The 25,021-nt window shown below is 66.2% G+C and carries 31 protein-coding genes; 14 read left to right on the top strand and 17 right to left on the bottom strand.

The features are described 5' to 3' along the window. Positions 1–59 precede the first annotated feature (59 nt). On the top strand, positions 60–674 hold the full coding sequence (locus tag BN2156_RS26445) for a TetR/AcrR family transcriptional regulator (RefSeq protein ID WP_090517940.1): 615 nt from the start codon (positions 60–62) through the stop codon (positions 672–674). A gap of 13 nt (positions 675–687) precedes the next feature. On the opposite strand, the gene BN2156_RS26440 is transcribed toward BN2156_RS26445, so the two are convergent. After that, on the bottom strand, positions 688–996 hold the full coding sequence (locus tag BN2156_RS26440) for a GNAT family N-acetyltransferase (RefSeq protein WP_090517939.1): 309 nt from the start codon (positions 994–996) through the stop codon (positions 688–690). A gap of 102 nt (positions 997–1,098) precedes the next feature. On the opposite strand from BN2156_RS26440, the gene BN2156_RS26435 reads away from it, so the two are divergent. After that, entirely contained in the window at positions 1,099–1,713 is a 615-nt protein-coding gene (locus tag BN2156_RS26435; RefSeq protein ID WP_162839258.1) for an LGFP repeat-containing protein, read from the top strand. Positions 1,714–1,729: 16 nt separating this feature from the next. Here BN2156_RS26435 and BN2156_RS26430 read toward each other — a convergent pair whose 3' ends face one another. After that, a complete protein-coding gene (locus BN2156_RS26430) occupies positions 1,730–2,569 on the bottom strand; it encodes a glycoside hydrolase family 16 protein (protein WP_090517938.1) in 840 nt (279 codons plus the stop codon). 131 nt (positions 2,570–2,700) lie between these two features. Between BN2156_RS26430 and BN2156_RS26425 the strand changes: the two genes are divergently transcribed. The 4 genes from BN2156_RS26425 to BN2156_RS26410 all read left to right on the top strand — a co-directional run bounded on the left by BN2156_RS26425 (position 2,701) and on the right by BN2156_RS26410 (position 6,550). Beyond that, positions 2,701–2,955 carry a hypothetical protein gene (locus BN2156_RS26425; RefSeq protein ID WP_090517937.1) on the top strand — a complete coding sequence of 85 codons (255 nt, stop codon included), beginning with the start codon at positions 2,701–2,703 and terminating at the stop codon, positions 2,953–2,955. A 144-nt stretch (positions 2,956–3,099) separates the two neighbouring features. Continuing rightward, positions 3,100–3,522, top strand: coding sequence for a hypothetical protein (locus tag BN2156_RS26420; RefSeq protein WP_131725207.1), 423 nt, complete (start codon positions 3,100–3,102; stop codon positions 3,520–3,522). Positions 3,523–3,568: 46 nt separating this feature from the next. Next, positions 3,569–4,246: a YczE/YyaS/YitT family protein gene (locus BN2156_RS26415; RefSeq protein WP_235625508.1), complete on the top strand. Its 678-nt coding sequence runs from the start codon at positions 3,569–3,571 to the stop codon at positions 4,244–4,246. A 39-nt stretch (positions 4,247–4,285) separates the two neighbouring features. Further along, positions 4,286–6,550, top strand: a complete 2,265-nt coding sequence (locus tag BN2156_RS26410; protein WP_090517935.1) for a winged helix-turn-helix domain-containing protein — start codon at positions 4,286–4,288, stop codon at positions 6,548–6,550. Here the strand turns inward: BN2156_RS26410 and BN2156_RS26405 are convergent. The 8 genes from BN2156_RS26405 to BN2156_RS26370 form a co-directional block, all read right to left on the bottom strand. After that, positions 6,480–7,322 (bottom strand): bile acid:sodium symporter family protein, encoded by an 843-nt coding sequence (locus BN2156_RS26405; RefSeq protein ID WP_235625507.1) that lies wholly within the window; start codon positions 7,320–7,322, stop codon positions 6,480–6,482. The genes BN2156_RS26410 and BN2156_RS26405 overlap by 71 nt on opposite strands. Continuing rightward, positions 7,322–8,338, bottom strand: coding sequence for a hypothetical protein (locus BN2156_RS26400; RefSeq protein WP_090517934.1), 1,017 nt, complete (start codon positions 8,336–8,338; stop codon positions 7,322–7,324). The genes BN2156_RS26405 and BN2156_RS26400 overlap by 1 nt, the downstream gene beginning before the upstream one ends. A gap of 4 nt (positions 8,339–8,342) precedes the next feature. After that, complete coding sequence (locus BN2156_RS26395) at positions 8,343–9,680, bottom strand: Dyp-type peroxidase (protein WP_090517933.1); 1,338 nt, start codon at positions 9,678–9,680, stop codon at positions 8,343–8,345. Further along, on the bottom strand, positions 9,677–10,240 hold the full coding sequence (locus tag BN2156_RS26390; protein ID WP_064896624.1) for a hypothetical protein: 564 nt from the start codon (positions 10,238–10,240) through the stop codon (positions 9,677–9,679). Before BN2156_RS26390 ends, BN2156_RS26395 begins: the two co-directional genes overlap by 4 nt. Positions 10,241–10,347: 107 nt before the next feature. Further along, positions 10,348–10,635, bottom strand: coding sequence for a cupin domain-containing protein (locus BN2156_RS26385; protein ID WP_090517932.1), 288 nt, complete (start codon positions 10,633–10,635; stop codon positions 10,348–10,350). After that, on the bottom strand, positions 10,635–10,952 hold the full coding sequence (locus BN2156_RS26380; protein ID WP_090517931.1) for a hypothetical protein: 318 nt from the start codon (positions 10,950–10,952) through the stop codon (positions 10,635–10,637). The genes BN2156_RS26385 and BN2156_RS26380 overlap by 1 nt, the downstream gene beginning before the upstream one ends. Positions 10,953–10,956: 4 nt before the next feature. Then, entirely contained in the window at positions 10,957–12,327 is a 1,371-nt protein-coding gene (locus BN2156_RS26375; protein ID WP_090517930.1) for a cytochrome P450, read from the bottom strand. A 78-nt stretch (positions 12,328–12,405) separates the two neighbouring features. Continuing rightward, positions 12,406–12,828, bottom strand: a complete 423-nt coding sequence (locus tag BN2156_RS26370; RefSeq protein ID WP_090518573.1) for a YybH family protein — start codon at positions 12,826–12,828, stop codon at positions 12,406–12,408. A gap of 139 nt (positions 12,829–12,967) precedes the next feature. On the opposite strand from BN2156_RS26370, the gene BN2156_RS26365 reads away from it, so the two are divergent. Further along, positions 12,968–14,092, top strand: coding sequence for a hypothetical protein (locus tag BN2156_RS26365; RefSeq protein WP_090517929.1), 1,125 nt, complete (start codon positions 12,968–12,970; stop codon positions 14,090–14,092). A gap of 22 nt (positions 14,093–14,114) precedes the next feature. Here the strand turns inward: BN2156_RS26365 and BN2156_RS26360 are convergent, their stop codons facing one another. The 3 genes from BN2156_RS26360 to BN2156_RS26350 are packed head-to-tail and all read right to left on the bottom strand — an operon-like array spanning position 14,115 to position 16,056. After that, on the bottom strand, positions 14,115–14,534 hold the full coding sequence (locus tag BN2156_RS26360; RefSeq protein WP_090517928.1) for an arsenate reductase ArsC: 420 nt from the start codon (positions 14,532–14,534) through the stop codon (positions 14,115–14,117). Further along, positions 14,534–15,607 (bottom strand): ACR3 family arsenite efflux transporter, encoded by a 1,074-nt coding sequence (arsB, locus tag BN2156_RS26355; RefSeq protein WP_090517927.1) that lies wholly within the window; start codon positions 15,605–15,607, stop codon positions 14,534–14,536. The genes BN2156_RS26360 and arsB overlap by 1 nt, the downstream gene beginning before the upstream one ends. Beyond that, the gene (locus tag BN2156_RS26350) at positions 15,604–16,056 is read right to left on the bottom strand and encodes an ArsI/CadI family heavy metal resistance metalloenzyme (RefSeq protein WP_090518572.1); all 453 of its coding nucleotides are present in this window, start codon (positions 16,054–16,056) and stop codon (positions 15,604–15,606) included. The genes arsB and BN2156_RS26350 overlap by 4 nt, the downstream gene beginning before the upstream one ends. Positions 16,057–16,156: 100 nt before the next feature. Here BN2156_RS26350 and BN2156_RS26345 point away from each other — a divergent pair, with 100 nt between their 5' ends. Continuing rightward, positions 16,157–16,516 carry an Rv2640c family ArsR-like transcriptional regulator gene (locus BN2156_RS26345; RefSeq protein ID WP_090517926.1) on the top strand — a complete coding sequence of 120 codons (360 nt, stop codon included), beginning with the start codon at positions 16,157–16,159 and terminating at the stop codon, positions 16,514–16,516. A 26-nt stretch (positions 16,517–16,542) separates the two neighbouring features. On the opposite strand, the gene BN2156_RS26340 is transcribed toward BN2156_RS26345, so the two are convergent. Next, positions 16,543–16,839, bottom strand: a complete 297-nt coding sequence (locus tag BN2156_RS26340) for a DUF4193 domain-containing protein (protein WP_090517925.1) — start codon at positions 16,837–16,839, stop codon at positions 16,543–16,545. Between the two features lie 156 nt (positions 16,840–16,995). Here BN2156_RS26340 and BN2156_RS26335 point away from each other — a divergent pair, with 156 nt between their 5' ends. Together BN2156_RS26335 and BN2156_RS26330 are read left to right on the top strand one after the other, a co-directional pair. Next, complete coding sequence (locus BN2156_RS26335; RefSeq protein WP_235625506.1) at positions 16,996–17,310, top strand: hypothetical protein; 315 nt, start codon at positions 16,996–16,998, stop codon at positions 17,308–17,310. A 73-nt stretch (positions 17,311–17,383) separates the two neighbouring features. Continuing rightward, positions 17,384–18,304 (top strand): TauD/TfdA dioxygenase family protein, encoded by a 921-nt coding sequence (locus BN2156_RS26330; RefSeq protein ID WP_090517924.1) that lies wholly within the window; start codon positions 17,384–17,386, stop codon positions 18,302–18,304. 14 nt (positions 18,305–18,318) lie between these two features. Here BN2156_RS26330 and BN2156_RS26325 read toward each other — a convergent pair whose 3' ends face one another. Next, positions 18,319–18,612, bottom strand: a complete 294-nt coding sequence (locus tag BN2156_RS26325; RefSeq protein WP_090517923.1) for a hypothetical protein — start codon at positions 18,610–18,612, stop codon at positions 18,319–18,321. Between the two features lie 792 nt (positions 18,613–19,404). Here BN2156_RS26325 and BN2156_RS26320 point away from each other — a divergent pair. Both BN2156_RS26320 and BN2156_RS26315 read left to right on the top strand, forming a co-directional pair. Then, entirely contained in the window at positions 19,405–20,883 is a 1,479-nt protein-coding gene (locus BN2156_RS26320) for an amino acid ABC transporter substrate-binding protein/permease (RefSeq protein WP_407661753.1), read from the top strand. Further along, positions 20,880–21,653, top strand: coding sequence for an amino acid ABC transporter ATP-binding protein (locus BN2156_RS26315; protein ID WP_090517922.1), 774 nt, complete (start codon positions 20,880–20,882; stop codon positions 21,651–21,653). Before BN2156_RS26320 ends, BN2156_RS26315 begins: the two co-directional genes overlap by 4 nt. A 4-nt stretch (positions 21,654–21,657) precedes the next feature. On the opposite strand, the gene BN2156_RS26310 is transcribed toward BN2156_RS26315, so the two are convergent. Next, positions 21,658–22,260: a TetR/AcrR family transcriptional regulator gene (locus BN2156_RS26310; RefSeq protein WP_090517921.1), complete on the bottom strand. Its 603-nt coding sequence runs from the start codon at positions 22,258–22,260 to the stop codon at positions 21,658–21,660. 104 nt (positions 22,261–22,364) lie between these two features. On the opposite strand from BN2156_RS26310, the gene BN2156_RS26305 reads away from it, so the two are divergent. Next, a complete protein-coding gene (locus BN2156_RS26305) occupies positions 22,365–23,249 on the top strand; it encodes an alpha/beta fold hydrolase (RefSeq protein WP_090517920.1) in 885 nt (294 codons plus the stop codon). Here BN2156_RS26305 and BN2156_RS26300 read toward each other — a convergent pair. Continuing rightward, positions 23,222–23,914, bottom strand: coding sequence for a DUF3060 domain-containing protein (locus BN2156_RS26300; protein WP_090518569.1), 693 nt, complete (start codon positions 23,912–23,914; stop codon positions 23,222–23,224). The genes BN2156_RS26305 and BN2156_RS26300 overlap by 28 nt on opposite strands. A 241-nt stretch (positions 23,915–24,155) precedes the next feature. On the opposite strand from BN2156_RS26300, the gene BN2156_RS26295 reads away from it, so the two are divergent. Continuing rightward, positions 24,156–24,995: a peptidoglycan recognition protein family protein gene (locus BN2156_RS26295; RefSeq protein ID WP_090517919.1), complete on the top strand. Its 840-nt coding sequence runs from the start codon at positions 24,156–24,158 to the stop codon at positions 24,993–24,995. Positions 24,996–25,021: the final 26 nt, after the last annotated feature.

Raw genomic sequence — 25,021 nt, 5'->3', positions numbered from 1 at the left:
CGATTAGGTTAGGCCGCGTTTAAACGGAACGCAACCGTTCCGTCTCGTAGAATCGGCCCGTGGCCTCCTCCCCGCGCCGGACCTCCGGCGGTCCCGTCCTCCTCGACGACGTGACCGCCGCGATCGAGTCCGCGTTCTTCGAGGAGCTGGCCGCCGTCGGCTACGGCAGGCTGTCCGTCGACGCCGTGGCCAAACGCGCCGGCGTCGGCAAGGCCGCCATCTACCGCCGCTGGAAATCGAAGCAGGACCTGGCCGTCGACCTGGTGACCAAGGTGGCCGTCGCGGCGATCGACGTCCCCGACACCGGCACGCTTCGAGGGGACATCCGGGCGTACCTACAGAACGGACGCGAGGCGCTCACCCACCGGCTGGCCCGCACCATCATCCCGGACCTGCTCGCCGAGGCCGCGCGTGATCCCGAATACGCCGCCACCATCGCCGGCCAGATCCGAGAACCCCGCCGGCTCAAGGCCGCTCAACTTTTCGAGCGGGCCCGCCGCCGTGGCCAGATCGCCGATGACGCGGATATCGACGTCGCACTGGACATGATCGGGGGAGCGCTCTACTGGCGTCAGTCGGTCATGCAGATCGACGCCGACGACAACTACCTGGACCGGCTGACCGACGCCATCCTCACGCTGGTCGCCGCCGACTCACGGTCCGCGCGGCGCTGAAAGAACAGCACGCTCACCGGTCGGTGATGTCGGCATACTCCGGATGTTTGTCGATGTACTCGGCCACCATCCAGCACGTCGGCACGATACGCAGCCCCGCAGCGCGGGTGGAACGCAAGGCTTCGGCGATGAGGATCGTCGCCAGCCCGCGGCCGCGGTACTGCGGCTCGACCTCGGTGTGCGGAAAGATCCGGCGCCCGTCACGGTCGTGGAAATCGGCGAGCCCGACCGTCCTGCCGTCGACGTCGATCGTGAAGCGGTCCGCGTGTTCGCTCACACTGGTCGCAGCACCGGTGCGGTCGAGTTGGGTCCCCGAGCTCATCTGCCCTCCGTTCGCCGTTACCTCACGATAGCCGCGGCGGGCGTTTTCCCAGGATCCCGTCATTTGCTGATGAGGCGTGGACACCGGTGTTACGTTCGAAAAATGGATCAAAAGCTGATGAAACGCGCAGGTGCGCTGGCTGCAGCTTTCGCCATCACGGGGGCGGCGGCCATTGCATGCTCAGAGGAATCAAAAGACGACACCAGAGACGCCTTGTCCAGTGCGACGAGTGCCGCGTCGTCGGCCTATGACGCCGGCACGAGCAAGGCCAAGGAGGGGGCCAGCTCCGCCTCGAGTGCGGTCTCGTCCGCCATCGAAGGTGCGCCCAGCACGGTCAACGCACCGGGTGTCGGCGAGGTGGTACTCGATCCCCCCATCGCCGAGGAGTACGCCGACGCCGGCGGTGAAGCCAAACTCGGTCTACCGACCGCGCAACCGGAGAAGGTCGGCGACGGCACCGTGCAGGCGTTCGCAAACGGCACCATCTTCTCGTCGCCATCGGCCGGCACCCACGTGGTGCAGGGCGAGATCCTTCGGGTGTACACCGCCAACGGCGGCGCGGCGGGCAAGCTGGGCTTCCCCACCGAAGACGAGGACGAGACGGCCGGCGGTCCGGATGTCGCCAACGGTGGTTGGATCACCGAATTCCAGCACGGCACCATCAGCTGGCTGAACAAGGGTGACGGCACGTTCGCCGAGACCATCACCACGAAGTAGTCGTGCGCTACCGTGTCTACCAGACGCGCACGTAGTCCACGAGCATGTCGGCCGGGTACGTCCCGCCGCTGGGGTCTTCGCCGCCCGATCCTGCGACCGCGAGATTCAGCACCACGAACATCGTGTAACCGGGCTGGTTGAACGGCCAGTCAGGCAGCTGGCTGGCCGAGACCTCGAAGTAGGGCTTGGCACCTTCGGTGTAGTCCTGCCAGAACCGGGCGCCGTTGGCATCCCACTGGGTACGCCACGTGTGCCAGGCGGTGTCGACGGCGATGTTGTGGGTTTCCCACTCGCCGCCGTTCGACTTGGCGTGCACGGTGGTGGCCGACGGCCACTTGCCGTTGCCGTACCACTCGACGATGTCGAGTTCGCCCTCGCCCAGCGTGCCCAGCCAGAAGGCCGGCCAGGCGCCCGGGGTCAGGCAGTTGAACTTGATCCGGGCCTCCCAGGTGTGGCCGGCACCGCCCTCCCACACGCTGGCCAGCTTGGCGCCGTAATACGTGTCGCCTTCCTTGGTGGCCCGGATGACGAGATTCCCCTTGCCGTCGAGGAATGCGTTCTTGCGGTCGTCGCGGTACTGCCCGATGCGGCCGGGCTGCTCCCAGTAGGTGGGTTCCTTGAAGGTCTCGCGGGCCTTGGCGATGGTCCACTTCGAGGTGTTCGGCGACGAACCCGCCGGCCCGTCGAATTCGTCCGCGAACACGTAGTTAACCGCCGCCTGCGGCGCTGCGGGTGCCGGGACGCGTGGTGCCTGGGGCTTGGTCGGGAGCGCCTGGGCCTGCGGGGCGGGCAGAGCCGCCGCCATCACGCCCAGACCTGACAACATCATCATTTTTCGACGATCCAAGTTGGCCATGTTGGACCACGATAGCCGGGTGGGGTGCGCGAGTAGGGATTGAGCGGTTTTGCCAGCGATGCGCACAGTTCAGAGCGTTCCCATAACGAACGCTTCAGCTCTCCTCAGCTAGCGACGGGACAGTGGGTCATATGACGACGCCGATCGAATCTTCGCGCCGGGCATGGTGGCGCAGTGCGCCGGCCGCCGCACTGGTACTGGCCGGGGCATTCCTCGCGATCCTGCTCGGCCTGGCCACCGACGGGCAGTGGGCGACCGTGCTGGCCTCACTCGCCGGCTTCGCCACCGCGATCACGGTGATCGCGGCCGTGGCGACCAGCTGGGAACATGTCGTCGTCAATGCCCGCAGCGCCGGCTTGGTCGAGACCGAGGTCGAATCCCGCTAACTGCCCGGCCTGCGGCCAGCTAACCCGGGCGCCGCGAGACAGCCACCTCAAGGTCAATCCTGCTGTGCCCGAGGCATGTTCGTGTGAGATGCTCTGCCCGTCAATTTATGGGACCGGGTCGGGGCGACTTCAGGGAGTGCGATCGTGAGACTTGTCATGGGCATCGTTCCGGCGATGGTTATTGCCGCAACGGCCGTCGGTTTTGCGAGTCCGGCTCTGGCCGAAGAACTCAGCGGCACCTATCGCTACGACCACGACGGTCCGTCGACGTGGAGCACCTGGACCATCACGTCCTGCGGCCAGGGCTGCGCCGACGTGGCAGCGACCGGCGGCGCGACGTGGGCGCCCTATGGCGGGCAGGCCCACCTGGAGGCCGGGCGCTGGACGATGGTGAGCCCGTGGCCCGACGCGGGGACCTGTGAGGGCACCCCGCTGACCGCCTCACGCACGCTCTCCTGGGACGACGCGACACTGGCCGGCAGCGGATACGCGAGCTGGGAGGCCAGCGACTGTGGCCCGGCCGAGCGCAGCGAACGCTTCTCGTTCACCTTGACGAAGCTGTCCTGACGCGTCGAGCGTGAAAAACCGCCCCGTTCTGCCATAGTCGTGGATTGTGGCTGGTCAGAACCTGCATTACTGGCGGCGGTCGTTCTGGGCTCTGGTGGGTGTGGCCATCCTCGGTTTCGGATCGGCCGTGTTGCGCGTCGCGCAGGTGGGCGTGGACCCCTACACCGCGGCCAACATCGGCATCAGCAACACGATCGGCCTGGATCTCGGTACCTACCAGCTGATCAGCAACGCGGTGCTGTTGATCCCGGTCTTCTTCCTCGGCCGGATGTACATCGGGATCGGCTCGGTGATCAACATGGTTATGACCGGGTACTTCGTCCAGTGGTTCTCGGCGCTGCTGAGCCCGTTGGTGCCCAGCGAGCCGACCCGGTTGGTGCAGACCGTGATGTTCCTGATCGGGATCACGTTGTTCGCCGCCGGCGCGTCGATGTACATGACCGCCGCGCTGGGCAACGCCCCTTACGACGCCATCGCGCCGATCATCGTCGACCACACCCGCCTCCCGTACCGGGTGGTGCGCGTGGCCCAGGATCTCGCGTTCGTGGCATTGGCGCTGGTATTCCACGGGCAGGTCGGCATCGGAACCGTGATGACCGCGTTCTTCGCCGGGCCGCTGATCGACTTCTTCACCGAGAAGGTGAACAAGCCGTTGATGAAGAAGGACCTGGCGGCACTCGAAGCGTTCCAGCAACGCGTCAAGACCACCCGCTGGCATTTCTGACGGCGCAGCGCCTTGAGGCACCTGACCTAGGATGCGTAGGTGGTAGCAGGACCCTGGGCGTCGCACATTCCGGTGGCGACCGTCGGGCGACCGGCAACCGCGCGCGCCGGTGTTCCCCGCCCGGGCGTGACCCGTTTGCTGCGGAATCGCACCGGCCTGGCCGTGGTGGCGGCGCCCGCCGGATACGGGAAGACCACCGTGGTGGCGCAGTGGGACGACGCCGATGAACGCCCGTTCGCATGGGTGCGGCTGGACAACCTCGACAACGACCCCGCGCACCTGTTGCTGCACCTGGCGACGGCGCTGAACCAGGTCGAACCCATCGACCCGGCGGTGCTGCGTTACCTGCAGGGCGCGGGCCGGGCGGAATCCCAGCTGGTGTCGGCCTTCGTCCGGGCCCTGGAGGACTGTGGCCCGGTTGTGCTGGTGCTCGACGACATTCATGAATTGTCGGCCCCCGCTGCCCTCGACACCCTGCGCGCGGTGGTGGACCTCGCCCCGGATTCGACGACGCTGGCGCTCGTCGGCCGGCACCTGCCGGCGCTCGACCTGGCGCGGCGCCGGCTTCAGGGGCAGGTGGCCGAGATCGGAATTCCGGAGTTGCAGTTGTCCGGACCCGAAGGCGCGGAGGCGTTCGCGGCCATCGGTGGTGGCACCGACAAGGCCACGATCGCGCGGGTGCTCGACAAATGCGAAGGCTGGGCGGCCGGTGTGGTCATGGCGGCCCTGGCGTTGCGCGATGGCGCTCCCGTTGAAGCGGTCACCGGCCGGCATCGGCTTGTGGCCGACTATCTGGTGGAGGAAGTGCTCAGCCAGCTCCAACCCGACACCGCCACGTTCCTGACGGAATCAGCCGTCCTGGACCGCTTCTGCGCCGACGAGCTCGATGCGCTCCTGGGGCGCACCGATTCGGCCGCGATGCTCGACGCGATCACCGGTTCGGGCAATATGTTTCTGGTTTCCCTTGATTCGCAAGGCATCTGGTACCGCTACCACCAGCTGTTCGGTGATCTGCTGCGGGCGCGGCTGCGCGACCGCGATCCGGACCGGTTCCGGGAGTTGGCGGCGAGGGCGGCAGACCGGCTGGCTCAGGCCGGCGACGTCGACGGCGCGCTGGCCCAGGCATTGGCCGCCGACGATCGCGCTCAGGCGGCGGCACTGGTGGGCATCGACGCGGTGCGGTTGGGTTTCGACGGCCGGGTCGGGATCCTGGCCCGGCGGCTCAGCCTGATCGATGAACAGACCTTCACCGAGTATCCCGACGCCGCGATCGCGCGGGCCTGGCTGGGCGTGATGACCGGTGACGCCGAGTTGATCCAGCGGTCGTTGCTGACCGCGAGCGCCGCCGATACCGGTGAACCGCTCGCCGACGGCACGCCCTCGGTCGAGGTGGCCGCGGCACTGATCGGTTCGCTGCTGGGTGTCGGGGGAGTCGGGGAAGTGATCCGTCATGCCGAAACGGTTTGCGGCGCAGGCGATCACCTGGTCAACCCGTGGTGGGGCGCGGCCACCACGATGAAGGGCGCCGCTTTGTCGATGCTCGGCGAACCCGCCCAGGCGCGGGCCACCCTGGAATCGGCGCTTCCGGTGATCGAGGACCTACCTGGATTCCAGGCCGCCGCGCTGGCCCACCTTGCCGCACTGGACCTGCGCGACGGCGACCTGCCTGCCGCCGCCTCACACGCCAACGCGGCGCGCTCGATCGTCGACTCGACAGACCTGTCCGACATGGTCCCGATGGTGGTGGTCTACGCGGTCGACGCGCTGGTCAGATCTCGCCGCGGTGACGTCACCGGAGCGCGCTCGGCCATCCGCGCGACCGAGCGGCTCGTGGACCGGCTGGGTGATCTGTCCGCCCGCACCGCGCTGACGGCCCATGTGCTGGTCGCCGGTGCGGCCGTGGAGATCGACGACACCGAACTGTGCGAGCGTCACCTCGGCGAGGCGGAACGCGCCCACCGGCGTGAGCCCGACGCGGTCGGGATCGCGCAATGGTTGGAACGGATCCGGGCCTTGGCGGCAGCCCGCGCGGCCCGCGGCGCTCGGCCGTCGCTGACGACGGCCGAGCTTCGGCTGCTGCCTCACCTGGCCACTCATCTGTCCCTGCAGCGCATCGCCGGTGAGCTGACGCTGGGCCGCGAAACCGTGAAGAGTCAGGCCAAATCGATCTACCGCAAGCTCGGCGTCTCGTCCAGGGCAGCCGCGGTGGCAGAGGCCGACCGGCTCGGGCTGCTCAGCGAGAGCGCGCGAGCCGCCGCGAGAACGGCAACAACATCAGGAACTCGACGATCAACACCACGGTGATCATCACGACCACCTTCGGATCGTCGAAGTTCTGTCCGGCCACCACGAACGCCGCGGCGGCGTTGCGCTGAGCGGTCCCCAGCGCCAGGACATCCCGTGCCGCGCGACCGCCCAGCAGCCAACCGATCCCGGCGCAGATCACCGTGTACACGACGGCCGCCAGGATGGCGAATGTGCCGAAAACCGATAGCACACTGTTGAAATGGGCAGCGATGGTGAACACGATCACCAGCACCATGCTGATGGTGGACACCTTCCCGACCGCGGGCCGGATACGCGCGGCCACTCCCGGACCACGGGCCCGCAGCAGCAGGCCGGCGGCCAGCGGGATGAGCATCAGCACTACGAGGGATGCCGCGATCTGGGCCGGGTTGACCGCGGTGCCCGCCACGAAGATCGGCAAGACCAGCGGCACGTACCCCACGGTGACGACCATCAACAGCACCATCAGGCCCACCGCGAAGGCCATGTCGGCCTTCGCGAACTCGGCGAGCTTGATCAGGAACGGTGCGCCGGCCGCCAGCCCGGCCAGCAGCAGCCCGATCCCCAGGGGCTCGTCGAGGCCGAGTGCCTTCCACAGCCCGAACGCGGCCAGCGGAGCCAACACGAAGTTGGCCACGAGGGACAGAGCCACCAGGCGAACGTTCTTGAGCGGGGCCAGAATCTGGCCGACGGTCAGGCTCAGACCGACGGCCAGAGTGCTGGAGACAACAAAGAAGACAACGGCGATATTCGAACCCTGCAGCAGCAGATCGTTCATGCCGGTCCCCATCAAGCCATCGTGACGAGGTTGCGCCAGAAGGACTTCAGGCTGTCACTGGCACCGAACAGGGTCGTGAAGTGGGTTGAGTCGACCAGCACGATGTCGCCGGCGCGGTCACCGGACGGCGGCATGTGGATCAGTGCGTTGAACTCGGTGTTGCCCGCCATGGTGAACGGGTGCGGCCGGGTCATGTCGATCGGTTGCCGGCCCAACACGCGCAGATCCGGCCCCTCGGGCGCAGTCAGCTCATAATGCGGCAGGTGCGGATGCAAGGCCAGCGTGCTGACGTCCCGCAGGAGCCCCGCGGAATCCAGATCGCGGAAAGTGGTCAGCGGCACAATCTGTTTGGTGCCCTCGACCGTGGCCGGCCGCAGACCCCAGGTGTTGTGCACCGGAATGTTCAGCCCGGTCAGCAGCGACCGCGCGTAGCCGCTGAACCGCTGGATCCGCGGGGTCAGGGGATCGCCGTGGTGCAAGTACTCCATCTGCTGCTGCTCTTTGTCGTCGGTGAAGCCGACGTCGTGATGCGGTGCCAGCATCAGGCAGGTGCCCTCGCGCTTCAGCCACTGCTTGATCGCGGCGATCTCGTCTTCGGTGGCGGCCTCGTCGCCGAGCAGGTGGTCCAGGCCGAAGATCATCAGGGTGTCGGTGTCGTCCAGGATGCGTTCATCGATCGGCAGCCGGTAGCCGGCCTGATCGACCCGCTGGAACACCGCCACCGGATGCCCGGTGGCCTCGCCGGCGACGTCCTGGAATGACAAGGACGAGCGGTGGAACAGTTCCAGCGTTCCGTCGATGCCCTGCAGGAACTCCTTGGGGCTGTACTCGGGCTTCTCGTAGGCCGGCCAGGTGGCCAGGCGTACCTCGGTGACCGTGGAGAACCGGTTGTACAGCTCTGCGGGGTCGCGCTGGACTTCCCACGGGTAGCTCCACGACCAGTAGATGCTGACGCGGCGGCCGCCGGTGCGCGGGCGGGCGATGTGCGCCTGGTTGTAGGTACGGGCATAGGGCAGGGGTGTGGTCATGCTTTCACCTTGTTTCTTGGGCTGGGAGGTTGGTGAGGTAGCGCAGCGCGTTCAGGCCGGGCAGGAAGAAGTACGCCCCACCGCGCAGCGTGGTGAACGCGGGTAATCCCTTGTGCACTTTCCGGATTGGGCGCTTCGGGATCTTGAAGTCCAGCGTGCCGTCCTGGGTCCCGCAGATGGGATCGTGTTCGTTTCCGAGATCCTTGAACGCCGTGTCGTTGATCCAGACGTTCTGGGCGAACTCGAACTGCCGCACCAGGCTGGCGCAGATCAGAAACATGCCGACCCCGCGTTCGATCCCGTCGTCGGCCATCCCTTCGGGCAGCGCCGGACCGTAGGTGCCGCTGCGCCGGATCAGCCTGCGCCGATTCGGATTCGGTTCCGTATCGCGCGGGTTGAGGCGGCGGGCGTGGGCACCGATCGGGCAGGCGTATCCGTGCGGATCCATCTCGCCGTAGTCGAAATCGTTGTTACGCATCGGATCCGCACCCAGTTCCGGGTCGTCGTGTTCGGGGGCCAGCACCAGCGGCGCACCGCTGCGCCAGCGCCCCATGAACTTGGCGGCCAGCAGTTCCTCGCCCTCGGCGCCCTCGGCATTCTGCTTGAGGTAGTCGCGGAAGACCCCGACATGTTCCTCCAGGCGGCGGTAGGCCATGTAGCTGCCGTTGCGCGAAAGCACCTCGGGTGTGGGCTGGTTCGCGACAAGGCCCTCCTCGTCCGGATAGCCGAGGAGGAACTCGCCCGGTGCCAGGTACCCGCCCGCGCCGGGTATCAACGCCTCGCCCGAACCCTTCATCTGCGGCTGAGACACCGGATCGCGGTACCCGAAGTGATCGTGGTCGTACTCGAACGGAGCGGTGGCGGCCAGATCCAGATGCGACAGCGACCGCACCCCGGCGCAGCGGGCCAGCAGTGCGTCGTGTTCACCGACGCACCGCACGCGTTCCTCCTCGTCCCGGGCGAACAGGATGACGATCGCGTGCAGATCGTCGCCGGCGAGCCCGCCCGACCAGTGCTCGGGGGCGGCCGCACCGGTATCCCCGAGGATGTCGGCCCGCGAGGCCATGCCTTCACGGAACTCGGCGGGGAAACTCGCCAGCGACTCCTCGTCCAGCCCCAGCGCGCGCAACCCGTTCCAGGTGAAAGCCAGGTTGACCCAACGCTTGAAGACGTTGACCGTCTCACGCACATCGGTGGCCGACTGCACCAGTGGAACCATCTCGGACAGCCAGGCCTGCCCAGCTTCGGGAGTGTCGAAGGAGAGGAACTCGTACCGACCGGTCAAGTGGGGTGTCCCGGTCAGCATGATGTGCTGGATATCGTCGAATTCGAGTTGGCTCATTGCATCTGGTCCAGCATGTCGGAGAATGCGGCCTTGAGCCGCAACGCCTTTTTGACCTCGTCGGCCGTCACGTACGGGTACTCGCCGTACTCCAGGAAGCTGGGCACCTGGTGCTCGCGGACGAACATGATGAACGCTTCCGGGTTGGTCTTCCAGTCCTCCGGGAAGCCCTCCAGGTTGACGAAGGCTGTGGTGATGCCCGTCGAGCTGAACAGTTTGACGGCATCTTCGGTGTACTTGTCGAAGTCGGTGTCGAAGATGCCCTGGTACTGGAAATGCAGTCCGGAGCCGACGTCGAACAGCTGCCAGCGCAGGTAGTGCAGCTTGAGCGGCGCCAGCACATCGGGCTGTGCGGCCACGGCCGCCTCAAGCTGCTTGCCGTAGGCCCGGATCGCGTCCTCGCGGCCCTCCTTCACCTTGGCGATGATGTTGAAGCCGTAGCACGCGGGCGTGCGGGGGAAGACCGGGCCGTAACGCCCCCGAGTCAGTTCGAAGTAGCCCTCCTTCGGGATGGCGAGAGCTGCGGGCTGGGACCAGTCGTTGTTTCCGTTGTGCGCCATGGCAACGAGATTATGAACGCGGCCGGCTTACGTCGTCCCCCAATTCGGGGGAAAACCGCTCGTCACAGCCCTGCAGCGCTGATATGTGCGTCACAGGGGCCAGGCGCCTAGGAGAGCCGCTCCACCTCGACGAAGACGATCGGGTCGTGGTCGCCGCGATTCTCGACGGTGTGTTCGGAGCCCGCTGGGCGCGAATAGCTCTGGCCGGCAACCAGTTCCGCGACGATCTCGGTGCCCTCGGCAGTGACGACATGCATCGTGCCGGTGACCAGTGGGACAACCACGTACTCGTGATCGTGCCGGTGCATCGGTATCGCGCCACCGGGGTCGATCGTCCACCGGGTCACGCGGAACCAATCGTTTTCGAGCTGGACGTCCCCGCGGGAACCGGCCATCAGAAGTCCGGCGTGCTGACGTCTTCGAGCTCCTGCTCAGGGCCCGTCGGCGCGACCGGCGCAGTCGGAGTCGCCTGGACTTCGGCCGACCCGCATTCCGTGCCGCCGACGCCGGCCGGGCACAGGCTGCCACTGCCGCCGGGTGAGTTCGGCACCAGGTAGGGCACACAACTGCCGGTGTAGGTGTCGTTGTCCTCGCCGTCGGGGCACGCCGCCAGCGCGGTGGCGGCGGTGACCCCGGCAAGCGGTGCCGCCACCGCCACCGTGAGCCCGGCGACCAGGACCAGTTGTCGTACCAGGTGAAGTCCAGTTCTCATCTCGTCACACTTTCCAGTCGATGACCGCGGCGGTCTTGCGGACGGTGATCGGCGCGGCCAACTGCTGCTCATCGCAGATCCGCTGCAGGTTCTCCAGGGTGTCGGCGAGCCCCGGTCCTCTCCGGCGGCCCGGGGTGAACGTCGCGGGCAGGTGTCGCATGCCCTGGATGACGCCGATGGTCTCGTAGTGCACGGCACCGGCCGGGTCGCACCGGTAGTCCGGCATCCGGTCGAGCACCCCGGTGAGCATCGACTTGAACACCGTGCGCGCCACGTTCGAACCGATACAGCGATGCACGCCGAGCCCGAAGCTGAAGTGCCGGTTGCCGGTTCGGTCCATGATGAGCTCGTTGGGGTCGTTGAAGACCCGTGGGTCGCGGTTGGCCATCGCCCAGGACAACCACAGCCGCTCGCCCTCCTTGAGCGGCACACCACCCACCTCGATGTCCGCGGCGACGGTGCGGCCGTCCCCGGGTGCAGGCGTGAAGAATCGCAGGAACTCCTCGGTCGCCGAGTCGAGCAGGGTGTCGCGCTCCCGGCTCAACCGCTCGCGCTGATCGGGATGCTGCGAGAGCCACTCCAGCGAATGCGCGGTCAGTGCCGTGGTGGTGTCGAAGCCGCCGCCGATCAGGAGCATCAGCATGCCCAGGATCTCCGAATCGGGCGCCGGCTCGCCGTCGATGCGCATCTGGACCATGGCGTCGATCAAGCCGGGCCGCGGATCCTCGCGAATGACGGCGACGTGGCCCATCATGTGCACCGCTGAGGCCACCGACAGGTCGAAGACGCGTTTGGCATCGGGAGAGTCGGCCCGCGTGTACACCGAGGCGTGCGCGGGCTCGCAGTAGATCTCCCATTCGCCGAGCGGAACGCCCAGCAGGCCCAGCGTCAACACCGCCGGGACGATGTTCGCCAGATCGTCGACGAAATCGATACTGCCGTCTTCGATCTTCTCGTCCAGGCATGCCCTGACCAGCTCGTCGACCACCGGTTTCCACCGTGCGACCGCGGCCGGTGAAAGGTAGCCGTTGAGCGGTGTTCGGTAGGCGCGGTGCTCGGGATCATCCATCTCCAGCATGCCGCCGCGGAACTGTGTGCTCACCTCACCGCGGGGAATGTTGATGCCTCGGTAGCCTTTTCGCTCTCCGACTATGTCGTTGTCGTTCGAGATGTGCGGACAGCGGGCGAGTTCGAAGACCTCGCTGCTGCCGGCGGCCACCCAGTGACCGCCGTAGGTGTCTGTCCAGGCCAGCGGGCAGGAGTCCAGCATCTGCGAGGTGATCGGCTCGAACTGGTCGCGGTACTGGGCGGTGTGCCGGTCGAAGTGGTAGCTGTGCTCAGCATGTCGGGCTTCCGCCACGGTCCCGTCAGACATCTGCGCCTCCAACCTCGTTGTCGGTCTGCAGGTCTGAGGATAAGAACTATGTGCCGTGATGTGTGCGGTTCCAGCGGATCACGGCGTGAGATTCACAATTGCCTTGCCGTACTCAAGGTCCGCGGGCACCGAGACGTGGTCGTGAAAGACGCGCCAGACACCATCGACACACCGCAGGCATGCCGTCCACCGCAGCCACATGTCGACGTCCCGGCCACTGGTCATGGTGCCGCGGACGTGGTTGAGGCTGTGCACGAACGCAATGTCGCCCTCGGTGGTGACGGTCAGCTCGTGCACGTCGTAACCGATCGGTCCGGTGTACGCGCTGAACACCTCCTGCCAGGCGCGGCGCTTGTTGTCGTCACCGGCATATCGCAGCGGGGCGCCGAGGTCGAACGAGACGACGTCGGGCGCATAGAGGGCGGTCAGCGTGTCCAGATCGCGCGCACGGATCGCGTTCACACCCTCGGCGATGCGCTGTCGAATGGCGGCTTCAGTCACGAATGTCACGGTAGGCCAGCGTGGTGCGGCCTCGGCGCGGTTCGGCGCGACTTTGTGGCGTGGTCGGCGCGCCGAGCGGCACGCGACCCGTTACAGTTCCGTCAAATACTCATGTGATTCTCAGGATTGAGGTCTGTGCATGGACGTTGCGGTCCGCCCGTGGTTGACCACCGGAGTTGCGCTCGTCGGCGCGACCGCGGTGGCGATGTCACCGGCCACACCATCGTGGCAGGCGCCTGCTGTGCAGGTGACGGCGCCGACGGTGACCTCACCCGTTCAGCTCACCGACGTCGAGTGGCCCTACATCCTGTCGTTGCCGATCGTGCGGCAGTCGATCCGAAACTGGGCCGAGAACTGGGCGGTCTATCTGGCCGGGCTGGCGCAGGCCGGCATCGGTCTGGGGCAGTCCGTGCTGGCCATCCCCGGCGTCACAGTGGAGATCATCCAGCAGATCTTCGATCTGAATTTCGTCGGTGCTTTCGACACCTTCACCCAGGCGGTCCGCGACGCGGTGGTGGCGGTCGGGCAGCCGCTGTTGGATTCGGCGATCTGGCGGAATCAGAAGTACCTCGTGGTGGAGGCCGCGTTGTCGGCCGCCTGGCCCCAAGCCGTCATCGACGTGGCCAACGGGCTGCTCGATGCCGGCAGCGGCGTCGCGACGTCGTTCATCGTCGGCACGCAGAACCTGGTCGCCGCCGTGCTGACCTTCGATCTGAGCAACATCGTCGACGCCGCCGTCGATGGAACGAGGAACTTCCTGATCTCGCTCGGCGATGGGGCGCGCTCGATCGTCGACGGTATCGAGGCCGCTCAGCTGGGCATCACCACCGCGCTGGCGACCGCGCCGCCCCCGCCGCCGGACTTCACCACATCGTCGCGCAGCCCCCTGTCGGTTGCGCAGCCGATCGGCCTGGCCGCACCTGCCAACGCCGTCATACTCGATGTGCCCGCCGCTCCCGACGTCGTCGACCTGGCACCCGTGGTCGAGCCGGCCCCGGCGGCGCCGGCGAAACTGGTTGCAGAACTGGAAGATCCGGGACCCATCCCGACGAAGCGGATCGCTCGTCCGGCCAAGGACACGGCGCAGCGGGTGCAGGCCGAGGTCAAGGACTTCAGTGACCGGGTGAGCACGGGCCTCAAGAAGCATCTCGGCCTCAACTCGCGGGACAAGGCAGAGACCAGGGCCGGGGACAAGCCGGGGGACCAGGACACCGCCGACGCCAAGCCGTCCCGCGACAAGTCATCCGGCGGCGCGCAGAACTAGCGCGACGATCCGCGACCGCGGGTCATCCGGCCGGATCGAGCCCGAGATCGGTGATCAGGTCGCGCACACGTCGCTCGATGTCGTCGCGGATCGGACGGACCGCCTCGACCCCGAGACCGGCCGGATCGGCCAGGTCCCAGTTCTCGTAGCGCTTGCCGGCGAAATACGGGCAGGTGTCGCCGCATCCCATGGTGACCACGACGTCGGCCGCCTCGACGATGGCGTCGGTCCATCGCTGCGGTTGCGCGCGGCCGATGTCGATGCCGACCTCGGCCATGGCGGCGATCGCGGCGGGGTTCACCTTGTCGGCCGGTTCCGAGCCGCCGGAGAACACGTCGGCCCGGTCCCCGGCGAGGTGGGCGAAGTAGCCCATCGCCATCTGGGATCGGCCCGCGTTGTGGGTGCACAGGAACAACACGCGGGGGCGGTCGCGCTCGGACATCAACTGCTCCTCACCGGTTGGTCATCTCCTGCGCCGATGAACCGTTTCCGCAGCGCCAGGGACACGTAGACGAGCGCCACCAGGACAGGCACCTCGATCAGCGGACCGACAACCCCGGCCAGAGCCTGACCCGATGTGGCGCCGTAGGTGGCGATCGCCACTGCGATGGCCAGCTCGAAGTTGTTGCCCGCGGCGGTAAATGCGAGCGTTGTGGTGCGCTCGTACCCGAGTTTCAGGATCGCGCCCAGTGCGTAGCCGCCGCACCACATGATTGCGAAGTAGGCCAGCAGCGGAAGCGCGATGCGTGCGACATCCCACGGACGGCCGGTGATCTCGTTGCCCTGCAATGCGAACAGCACCACGATCGTGAACAGAAGTCCGTACAGCGCCCACGGGCCGACCCGCGGCAGGAACGTCGACTCGTACCAATCACGGCCCTGCGCCGATTCACCGATGCGGCGCGACAGGTAGCCGGCCAGCAGCGGGATGCCGAGGAAGATGAGGACGGATTTGGCGATCTGCCATGGGGAGGTGTCGATCGTGGTCTGCTCGAGGCCGAGCCAGCCGGGAAGCACCGACAGGTAGAACCATCCGAGCACGGCGAACATGACGACCTGGAACATCGAATTGAGTGCCACCAGAACCGCGGCGGCCTCACGGTCGCCGCAGGCCAAGTCATTCCAGATGATCACCATGGCGATGCACCTGGCCAGCCCGACGATGATGAGACCCGTCCGGTACTCGGGGAGGTCGGGAAGGAACAGCCACGCCAGCGCGAACATCAGGGCCGGCCCCAGCACCCAGTTGAGGATCAGCGAGCTGACCAGCAGCCGGCGGTCGCCGGTGACCGTTCCGAGCCGGTCGTACCGCACCTTTGCCAGCACCGGGTACATCATGATGAGCAGGCCCAGGGCGATCGGCAATGAGATGCCGTCGACCTGAACCTGATTCAGGGTATCGGCGATACCCGGCACGAACCTTCCGAGCAACAATCCGGCGCCCATGGCCACACCGATCCACACCGGAAGGAATCGGTCCAGCGTGGAAAGACGCGTTGCGACAGCGTGGTTCACGACGTGGTCTCAGGTGTGCTCGCGCTGCAGCACACGCCGCCGGATTCGGCTTCTTCGAGTGCCGACGAGTGGGTGCCGAAGGTCTCCGAGTCCGCGAGAACCGTGTAGACCTCCCACTTCTCGCCGGCCGGGCCGGTCACCCAGACCTTGTCCTGGGTGGCGAAGCAGCACGTGGTGCCGATCTCTTCCTCGGTGAACAGGCCTTCGTCGGTGAGGCGGGCGATCTCGGCGTGTACCTGCTCGCTCGACTCGACCTCGACTCCGAGGTGGTTGAGGGTGCCGCCGTGGCCGGGGTTCTCGATGAGTACCAATTTCAGTGGTGGAGCGGCGATTGCGAAGTTGGCGTAGCCGGGCTTGACCTTCGCCGGGGCTGTGTTGAACAGCTTGGAGTAAAACGTGATGGCCTCGTCGAGGTCGTCGACGTTCAGGGCGAGTTGTGTTCGGGACATGACGGCCACCCCAACCTTTATGACTTATGTCGAACTAGCGGACAGCACCGATGATGCCACCTCTTCGATATAAGTCAAGATCCTCTGGCAGAATGGTTTCATGCCCAAGGCGTTGCCGGTGGTCGACACCTCTGAACCGGTCTGCTGCTCACCCGTAGCCGCCGGCCCCATCGATGACGACGGAGCGCTGGAGATCGCGCTGCGGCTCAAGGCGCTGGCCGATCCGGTGCGCGTCAAACTGGTATCGCTGCTGTTCAGCGCGGAGGCCGGGGAAGTCTGCGGCTGCGACCTGGCCGCGGCGGTCGCCTTGGCCGAATCAACGGTCAGCCACCATCTGTCGCAATTGCGACGAGCCGGAATGGTGGAGTCCGAACGGCGCGGCATGAACGTCTACCACCGCCCGCGCCGGGACTCACTCGTCGCTTTGTGCACGGTGCTCGACCCCAACTGCTGCCGTTAGAAGGCAGGGTCGGCCCGTCGACCGCGTCAGACGCAGTCGACGCAGAGCAACTGGTCGCCCTTCTGCAGGGCCATCCGGTTGCGGTGGTGCACCAGGAAACAGCTCGAGCAGGTGAATTCGTCGGCCTGCTTCGGGATGACCCGGACGCTCAGCTCCTCGCCGGAGATGTCGGCGTCGGGCAGGTCGAACGAATCGACCACCTCGTCCTCGTCGATCACCGCGGTGTTGGCGGCGGTGCGCCGCTGGGCAGCCAGCTCCTCGAGCGACTCGTCGGACGCCTCGTCGGTTTCCTTGACGCGAGGTGCGTCGTAATCAGTTGCCATAGATGATCCTCCTAATAACCAGACCAATGCTTGGCCAACGCCGCAGCGGGACTCGTTGTTCCCCGGGCGAACGGCCTGTAAACGTCGGATGCACGTTAGCGTCTGGAACCCCCGGGGTCTTCATCGGAAGACGTGATCCTGGGTACAGTCTTCGGCGTGCATGACGATGTCAGGGGTTCGGACGCCGAGATCTTCGATGACGCTGAGCTTGATGAGTTCCTCGATGACGACGACGCGGACTTGGAGGACCTGGACTCCAACGGCCAGTTGATCTCGATCCGTCGCGCCAATGGCGAGGAGATCCTCACCATCGTCGCCCAGGACGACGAGTGGAACGTCGACCTGCAGCCCGGGGGGTCCGTGCAGAGCGCGTTCCTCGGTTCGCGACGCGACACCCCGGTGTGGATCAACGCCCTCGACGGACAGATCGAGCGCGACGACGACGGCACCTACGTCATCCGGATCGACTGACCTTCGTAGGTCTTTGCGCTCGTGGTGAGCGCAACCGTGGTGTTCACCGCACCCCGTCGCAGATGGTGTCGGGGTGTCCTCTCTGCGTGTAGTGAAACTCGGTGCCCACATCGGGGCCCGCATCGATGGAATCGACGTCAACGGCGGCCTGGACCGGCCCACGGTATCGGCGATCAACGACGCCCTGCTCGAGCACAAGGTCATCTTCTTCCGCGGGCAGCACCACCTCGACGATGACGGTCAGCTGGCGTTCGCGCGCCTGCTCGGTACCCCGACGAAAGCGCACCCGACCGTCACGTCGCGCGGCGAGCGGGTCCTGCCGATCGACTCGCGGTATGACAAGGCCAACAGCTGGCACACCGATGTGACGTTCGTCGACCGCATCCCGAAAGCCTCGCTGCTGCGGGCGGTCACGTTGCCCGACTACGGCGGCACCACTACATGGGCGTCGACCGAGGCGGCCTACGATCTGTTGCCCGAGCCGCTGCGGGCACTGGTCGAGAACCTGTGGGCCGTGCACACCAACCAGTACGACTATGCGGCCGATTACGACGGACGCCACGAGGAGCTGGCCGACGGCCACCGGCAGTACCGAGAAGAGTTCGAGTCGGAGTACTACGAGACCGAGCATCCGGTGGTGCGGGTCCATCCCGAGACCGGTAAGCGCGTATTGCTGCTGGGGCACTTCATCAAGCAGTTCGTCGGCCTCGGCGCCGCCGAATCGGCCGCGCTCTTCCAGCTGCTGCAGAATCGGGTCATCAAGTTGGAGAACACGATTCGCTGGAGCTGGGAGCCCGGCGACCTGGCCGTCTGGGACAACCGGGCTACCCAGCACTACGCGGTGGCCGACTATGACGACCAGTATCGCCGGCTGAGCCGCATCACCCTGGCCGGCGATGTCCCGGTCGATGTCCACGGTCGTCGCAGCCGGATCGTGGCCGGCGACGCATCGCGATACTCCGAGGTGGTCCAACCGGTCGCGCTGGCCGGCTGACCGCTGCGCGGCGGTCAGAGCCGTTCCATCTCCCGCGCCATCAGGGCGTTCTCGAGATAGCTGCACCGCGACGGGTAGTAGCGGGCGTGCCTGCGGTCAGCGGCGGCGTGCCAGTGTTCGGCGACCGCCGACACCGCATGCGACATCATCGCGATGAGGTTGTGGTGCGAGGGAGCGCCTGCTGCTGCGGCGGTACTGAACAGCACCTGCTGTTCGGTGATGAGTACGGGCTCGTGTGAATGCCGGGCCGGTGCGGTCTGTCGTGAGGTTTCGCGTTTGATCACGGAAACCGGATGGAAAACGCTCATGTCGAAACTTCTCTCTGAACCAAGCGCCGTACTCTCCGGCGCTCTCTTGAAGAAAACGTACGGCCGCGGACGGTTCATCCTCACGCGTAGTCCACTACCTCTTTAAGCGACGTTTCGGGCCGAACGTCCTTTTACAGTCCTGGTGCTCGCGGCAGGAAGATGGACACCATGAGTGATTTGTAAAGCCGAACACGCAGTTTGCCACTGGTCGGTGGCGTCTCGGTCCTGGACTTTTCGTGTGCAACTAACTCGTTCCCGCGCAGTGCAATTCGAGGGATGTCGAGATCCGATGAGTGCGCCAGATCAGCAGAAACTCGACGCGCTCTATGCGCCGGCCAATGTTCTGGCCATAAAAACCACTATGTCGCAAGCGGACTGGGATGCGTGCGCACCGAGCAGTCCGCCGGGGGATATGCAACTTCGACTGGGACGGCGGTGCGCGTTCACTTGGAACAGTGAAAAGCGACGTATCCATCTGGATTTCGGCAAGTTCAGCGACACCAGTGAGAACGGCCGGGTTCGGCATGCGGGTAACAGCCTGGCCACCGACAGGGCCACAAGTACCTCCACACCTGCGCGCCGGCCGACTTTGCCTACAGAGGCTACTTCCGGTTGGTCGGCGCACGGACCAAGCTGCGGGCCACCTACGGCAGGACCTCACCCCGCGGGGCTCGGCCATGTAGCGATGCCGAGTCGGTGCGCTCGGCCGCACCCCCGGAAATCCCGCCCGAATCGCCTTTGCGGCGATAGCGTGAGAACTCGTCGTTTCACACCTGGATAGGAGAATGGACGATGAGAGCCGAATCCGCGTCGGGCGAGGGTATCGCCGGAGCCATCCGGTCCCCGCAACGGCTGATCGCCGCCGTCGTGGCGTTGCTGATCGGGCTGTTCGGGGCGGCGATGCTGGCCCCGCCCCACGCCGCGGCCGACGGCGAGACCTACGTCGTCGCCACCGACATCACCTTCGCCCCGTTCGAATTCCAGGATGTGGACGGCAAATTCGTCGGCATCGACATCGACCTGATCAACGAGATCGCGGCCAACCAGAAGTTCAACGTCACGATCAAGCCGCTGGGCTTCGACGCCGCGCTGCAGGCCGTTCAGGCCAATCAGGCCGACGGCGTGATCGCCGGCATGTCGATCACCGACGAGCGTAAGAAGGTCTTCGACTTCTCCGACCCGTACTTCGAATCGGGCGTGCAGATGGCGGTGCTGGATTCCAACGAGGACATCAAGTCCTACGAAGATCTGCGCGGCAAGCGCGTCGCGGTGAAGAACGGCACCCAGGGTGCCGAGTTCGCCGAGTCGATCAAGGACAAGTACGGCTTCTCCACCGTCTACTTCGCCGATTCGGCCTCGATGTTCGAGGAAGTCAAGACCGGCAACTCGCAGGCGGTATTCGAGGACTACCCGGTACTCAACTACAACATCCAGCAGGGCAGCGGATTCAAGACCGTCACTCCGAAGGAGAAGGGCGCCAGTTACGGGTTCGCGGTCAACAAGGGTCGCAACGCCGAACTGCTGAAAAAGTTCAACGCCGGCCTCAAGGAGCTCAAGGAATCCGGCCGCTACGACGAAATCGTCGAGACGTACCTCGGCGAGGGTGCCACCGACGCCGACAACTCGTTCATCGGACTGCTCAAGAGCACCTTCCCGATCCTGATGGTCGGCCTGAAGATGACTCTCATCCTGACGGTGGTGTCAATCGCCATCGCGCTGGTGCTCGGCATCATCTTCGGGCTGATGCGCGTCTCCCGGTCGATCCTGCTGCGGGCCGTCGGAACCACCTTCGTCGACATCTTCCGCGGCACGCCGCTCCTGGTGCAGGCCTTCTTCATCTACTTCGGCATCCCGGCGGCACTGGGTTTCCAGATGTCGGCATTGACGGCGGGCATCATCACGCTCTCGCTCAACGCCGGCGCCTACATGACCGAGATCGTCCGCGGCGGAATCCAATCGGTCGACAAGGGCCAGATGGAGGCGGCGCGCAGCCTCGGTATCGGTTATCTGCCGACCATGCGCAGAGTCATTCTGCCGCAGGCGATCCGGACGATGATCCCGTCCTATATCAACCAGTTCGTCATCACCCTCAAGGACACCTCGATCCTGTCGGTGATCGGCATCGCCGAGCTGACCCAGACCGGGCGGATCATCATCGCCCGTAACTTCCAGTCCTTCTACATGTGGCTGATCATCGGCATCATCTACTTCGTCGTCATCATGGCGCTCACCAAATTCTCCGACCGGCTCGAGAAGAGGCTCGTGAAATGACCCAGCTGGTACCGGAAGCCGCGGCCGCCGAGCCCGAGGGCACCGTCAAGATCCGCATCGAGGGCCTGAAGAAATCGTTCGGTGATCTGGTGGTGCTCGACGGCATCGACACCACGATCAGCAAGGGCGAGGTGGTCTGCGTCATCGGCCCCTCGGGCTCGGGCAAGTCCACCTTCCTGCGGTGCCTCAACAAGCTTGAGGACATCACCGCGGGCAAAGTCACCGTCGACGGTTTCGACCTCACCGACCGGAAAGTGGACCTGGACAAGGTCCGTCAGCACATCGGCATGGTGTTCCAGCACTTCAACCTGTTCCCGCACATGTCGGTGATCGACAATGTGACGCTGGCGCCGCTGCTGACCAAGAAGATGGACAAGGCTGCCGCCGAGAAGCGGGCCATGGAGCTGCTGACCCAGGTGGGTCTGGCGGAAAAGGCGCACGTCAAGCCGGCCACGTTGTCCGGTGGCCAGAAGCAGCGTGTCGCGATCGCCCGGGCGCTGGCGATGAACCCGTCGATCATGCTGTTCGACGAGGCCACCAGCGCGCTGGACCCGGAGATGGTGGGCGACGTGCTGCAGGTGCTGCGGGACCTGGCCGAGGGCGGCATGACCATGGTCGTGGTCACCCATGAGATGGGTTTCGCCCGCGAGGTGGCCTCCCGCGTCATCTTCATGGCCGACGGCAACATCGTCGAGGACGACAGCCCTGCCGCGGTGTTCGACAGCCCCAAACACCCTCGCTTGCAAGAGTTTCTGTCGAAGGTGCTGTAGCGCCCTACTTCACGAACAACCCGTCGACCAGGGCCCGGGCCACCACGCCGGCATCGCGGCGGGCGGTGGCCGGGTCATCGGCCGTCGCGATCAGCAGGGCGGCCTCGTCGAGGGCGCCGATGAGCATCGACGCGAGCGCGTCGACCGGAAGGTCGGGCAGCTCACCGGACTCGATCGCGGCCCGCAGGCCGTCGCGAAGTGCCCCGAGATAGTTGCGGTTGTCGATCTCGCGCATCTGAGCGAATCCCAGTGCGGCCGGGGCCTCCAGCACGCTGACCCGAGCCACGGTGTGGTCCAGACAGCCGTCGAGAAACTCCTCGATACCGGCCTCCAGCTGGCCACGGCCGGTGTCGTGGGCCAGGGCCACCGGGAGTACCCGCTGGGCCAGTTCGCCTTCGACGTCCTCGTAGACCGCCCGGAACACAGCCTCTTTGGTGGGGAAGTGGTAGTACAGCGCGTTGCGGGTGACGGCCGCGACCCGGGCGATGTCCCCGGTGGACACGGCCGCATAGCCGCGTTCGACGAACAGTGAGCGGGCCGCGGCGACCAGGGCGGAGCGGGTGGCTTCACTGCGCTGCTCGCGGCCGTCGCGCGGATCTTCGCTCATCGAAGAATTTTAACAAGCTGTATGTATTGAGGTTCGGCGCCAGGCGTGTTTACATACAGCCTGTATTAATTTTGTCCCGGTGCTCACTGCGAGAGGACGCGAAGATGAACACGCTCAACTCCCGGCGGCTGGTCACGCTGCCCGGCGGTCCGGTCGGCGTTCGCGAAACCGGCACGGGCCGGCCGGTGGTCCTACTCCACGGCCTGGTTGCCAACGGCTTGGTGTGGAGACACGTCGCAGGCGGTCTCGGTACCGGAATTCGTTGCATCGCACCTGATCTGGCCATGGGATCGCACACGCCCGCGGTGCCGGACGCCGATCTGAGCCTGCCCGGTCTGGGCCGGACCGTCATCGAGCTGCTCGACGGGCTCGACATCGAGCGGGCGGTGCTCGTCGGCAACGGCTACGGCGGCGACATCGCCCAGGTGGTCGCCGCGTGCTATCCGGAGCGCGTGGAAGCGTTGGTGCTCGTCGCGACCAACGCGTTCGACTCCGATCCGTGGCCGGTCAAGGTGCTGTCCCGGCTCGCGTCGCTCCCCGGAGCCGGGCTGTTGCAGTCGAAGCTCATCGGGGTCAAACCCGTGCAGCGGCTGCGGATCACCTACGGCGGCGCGACCAAACGCCCCATCCCCGCCGAGATCATGGCGGAGTACCTCCGGCCACTGCGCACTGATCCCTTGGTGCGCGAGGACTATCGGCGATTCCTCGAGGCGTTGTCGCCCGCATACCTGGCGGAGTACTCCCCGCGGCTGGCCGACTACGACCGCCCCGCCCTGGTGATATGGCCACGCGAGGAGCGCTACTTCCCGGCCGAGGGGGCGGCGCGGCTGGCGCGGACTCTGCCGCAGGCCACGCTGGAATTCATCGACGACTCGTATGCCTGGGCGCCAGAAGACAATCCGGCGCCGTTGGTGAGCTTGTTGCGGACATTCCTCGGGCGCGTGGAACGGGCGGGATCGGGTCAGCCCTGCTCGACGACGTTGGATTGACCGGAGTTGGCCACCTCGGGCTTGCCGGTGTGGAAGGTGACCCGGTTGTCGAATCCCGATACCCCGATCGATTCGGCGGAGTCGACGGTGATGGTGTTCTCGATGCCGGACACGGTCACCGCCGCGCAGTGGCCGGTGATCTCGAGCTTGTTCTGCATGCCGCTGACGATCACGGTGTTGTCCTGACATTCGACGGTCCGGTTCTCGCCGATGCCCGAGATGATCACTGTCTGCCCGGCCGGAATCTGCGACGGACCAACCGGTCCCGGTAACGGCACACCACTGATCGTGGTCTGCCGGATGGTCGTCGACTGGCTGTCGGTGATGGTGTCGGTGTCGGCGGTATCGGTCTCGCTGAACATCAGATAGGCCGCCACCAGGCCGCCGACCAGAAGGGACACCGCCAGTACGCCGAACACCAGGAACAGCGGAACGCTGCTCGACGAGCTGCGATGTGGCTGAGGCGGTGCCGGGTACGGCTCGTAGCCGGGCCACGGCGCCGGCGGCCCCGGGGGCGGTGGCGGGAAGGCGTACCCCTGCGTCAACGGCTGGGTCGGCGGCGGAACGGCAGAACCTCCGGTGCCGAGTTCCGACGTGCGGGCGGCGTCAGCCAGTGGGCGCTCGAGTTCCCGGATGCGGGCCTCGGGGTCGTCCTTCGGATCCATGCGCAGATGCTCGCACATTCGATGGCCGATGCGGGTGCGAAATGCGGTGGCTGCTGACGTCGGCCATTTGCTGATCGGGCGGTCCGCGAACGCCGGAGGCGGTGGTCGCGCACGTGTGTTGTCCGCGAGCAAAGTAGTTGATCCATAACCGGTCTGGCGGCTCTGCGCGATGAGGGTCGGTGTCAGTCCTTCCGCGTAGGCTGGTTCACACGGATCGTTTGCTGCGCAGAAAGGAATCCCCGTGCCTCAGACGGGACGATGGACCGGTGACCCGGTCTGGCTGGCCGATGTGCTCCGGGCGGAAGGCATCGACATCGTGGAGTATCCGGGCTGGCGTACCCGGGGGCACGGCGATTTCAAGGACATCCGCGGGGTGATGGTGCATCACACCGGGTCGGACACCGCCACGGCCGCGTCGATCGCCAACGGTCGGCCGGATCTTCCCGGTCCGTTGTCGCAGCTGCATATCGCTCGGGACGGCACGGTGACCGTCGTGGCGCTCGGGGTAGCGTGGCACGCCGGTGTCGGCATGTATCCGTGGTTGCCGACGAATATGGGCAACTGGCACATGATCGGGATCGAGTGTGCGAACAGCGGCACCAGCCCAGCCGCGTCGCATCGCAAGAACTGGCCTGACGCACAGTATTTCGCACTGGTGCGGTGTTGCGCCGCGATCAATCGCCGGTTGGCGCAGAACGCCGAACGCACCATCGGGCACAAGGAGTACGCGGGCCGTACGCAAGGCAAGTGGGATCCGGGCGCCATCGACATGGACCTCCTGCGCGCCGACATCCAGGCGCAGATCGGCGATATCGCGAATCCGGCGCCGACACCCCGGCCGCCGGTGCCGGTGGGGCAGTACACCGACGTTCTGCTGTTCCGGCCCATGGAAGGCCCGCAGGTCGCCCAGTTGCAGCGCCGGCTCAAGACGGCCTACGCGTCCTACGCGGGGCATCTCGAGGTCGACGGCGTATTCGGCCCGCAGACCGAGGCCGCCGTGAAGGAATTCCAGCGCCGTACCCGCGGCCTCAAGGTCGACGGCATCGTCGGTCCGGCGACCGCCGCCGCGCTGCGGCTCTGACGCGGCCGCATTCGAGCTAACTCACG

The sequence above is a fragment of the Mycolicibacterium neworleansense genome (assembly GCF_001245615.1).
GTDB lineage: Bacteria > Actinomycetota > Actinomycetes > Mycobacteriales > Mycobacteriaceae > Mycobacterium > Mycobacterium neworleansense.
The sequence above is the reverse complement of the archived record's forward strand: the minus strand, read 5'-3'. Positions and strand labels throughout refer to the sequence as shown.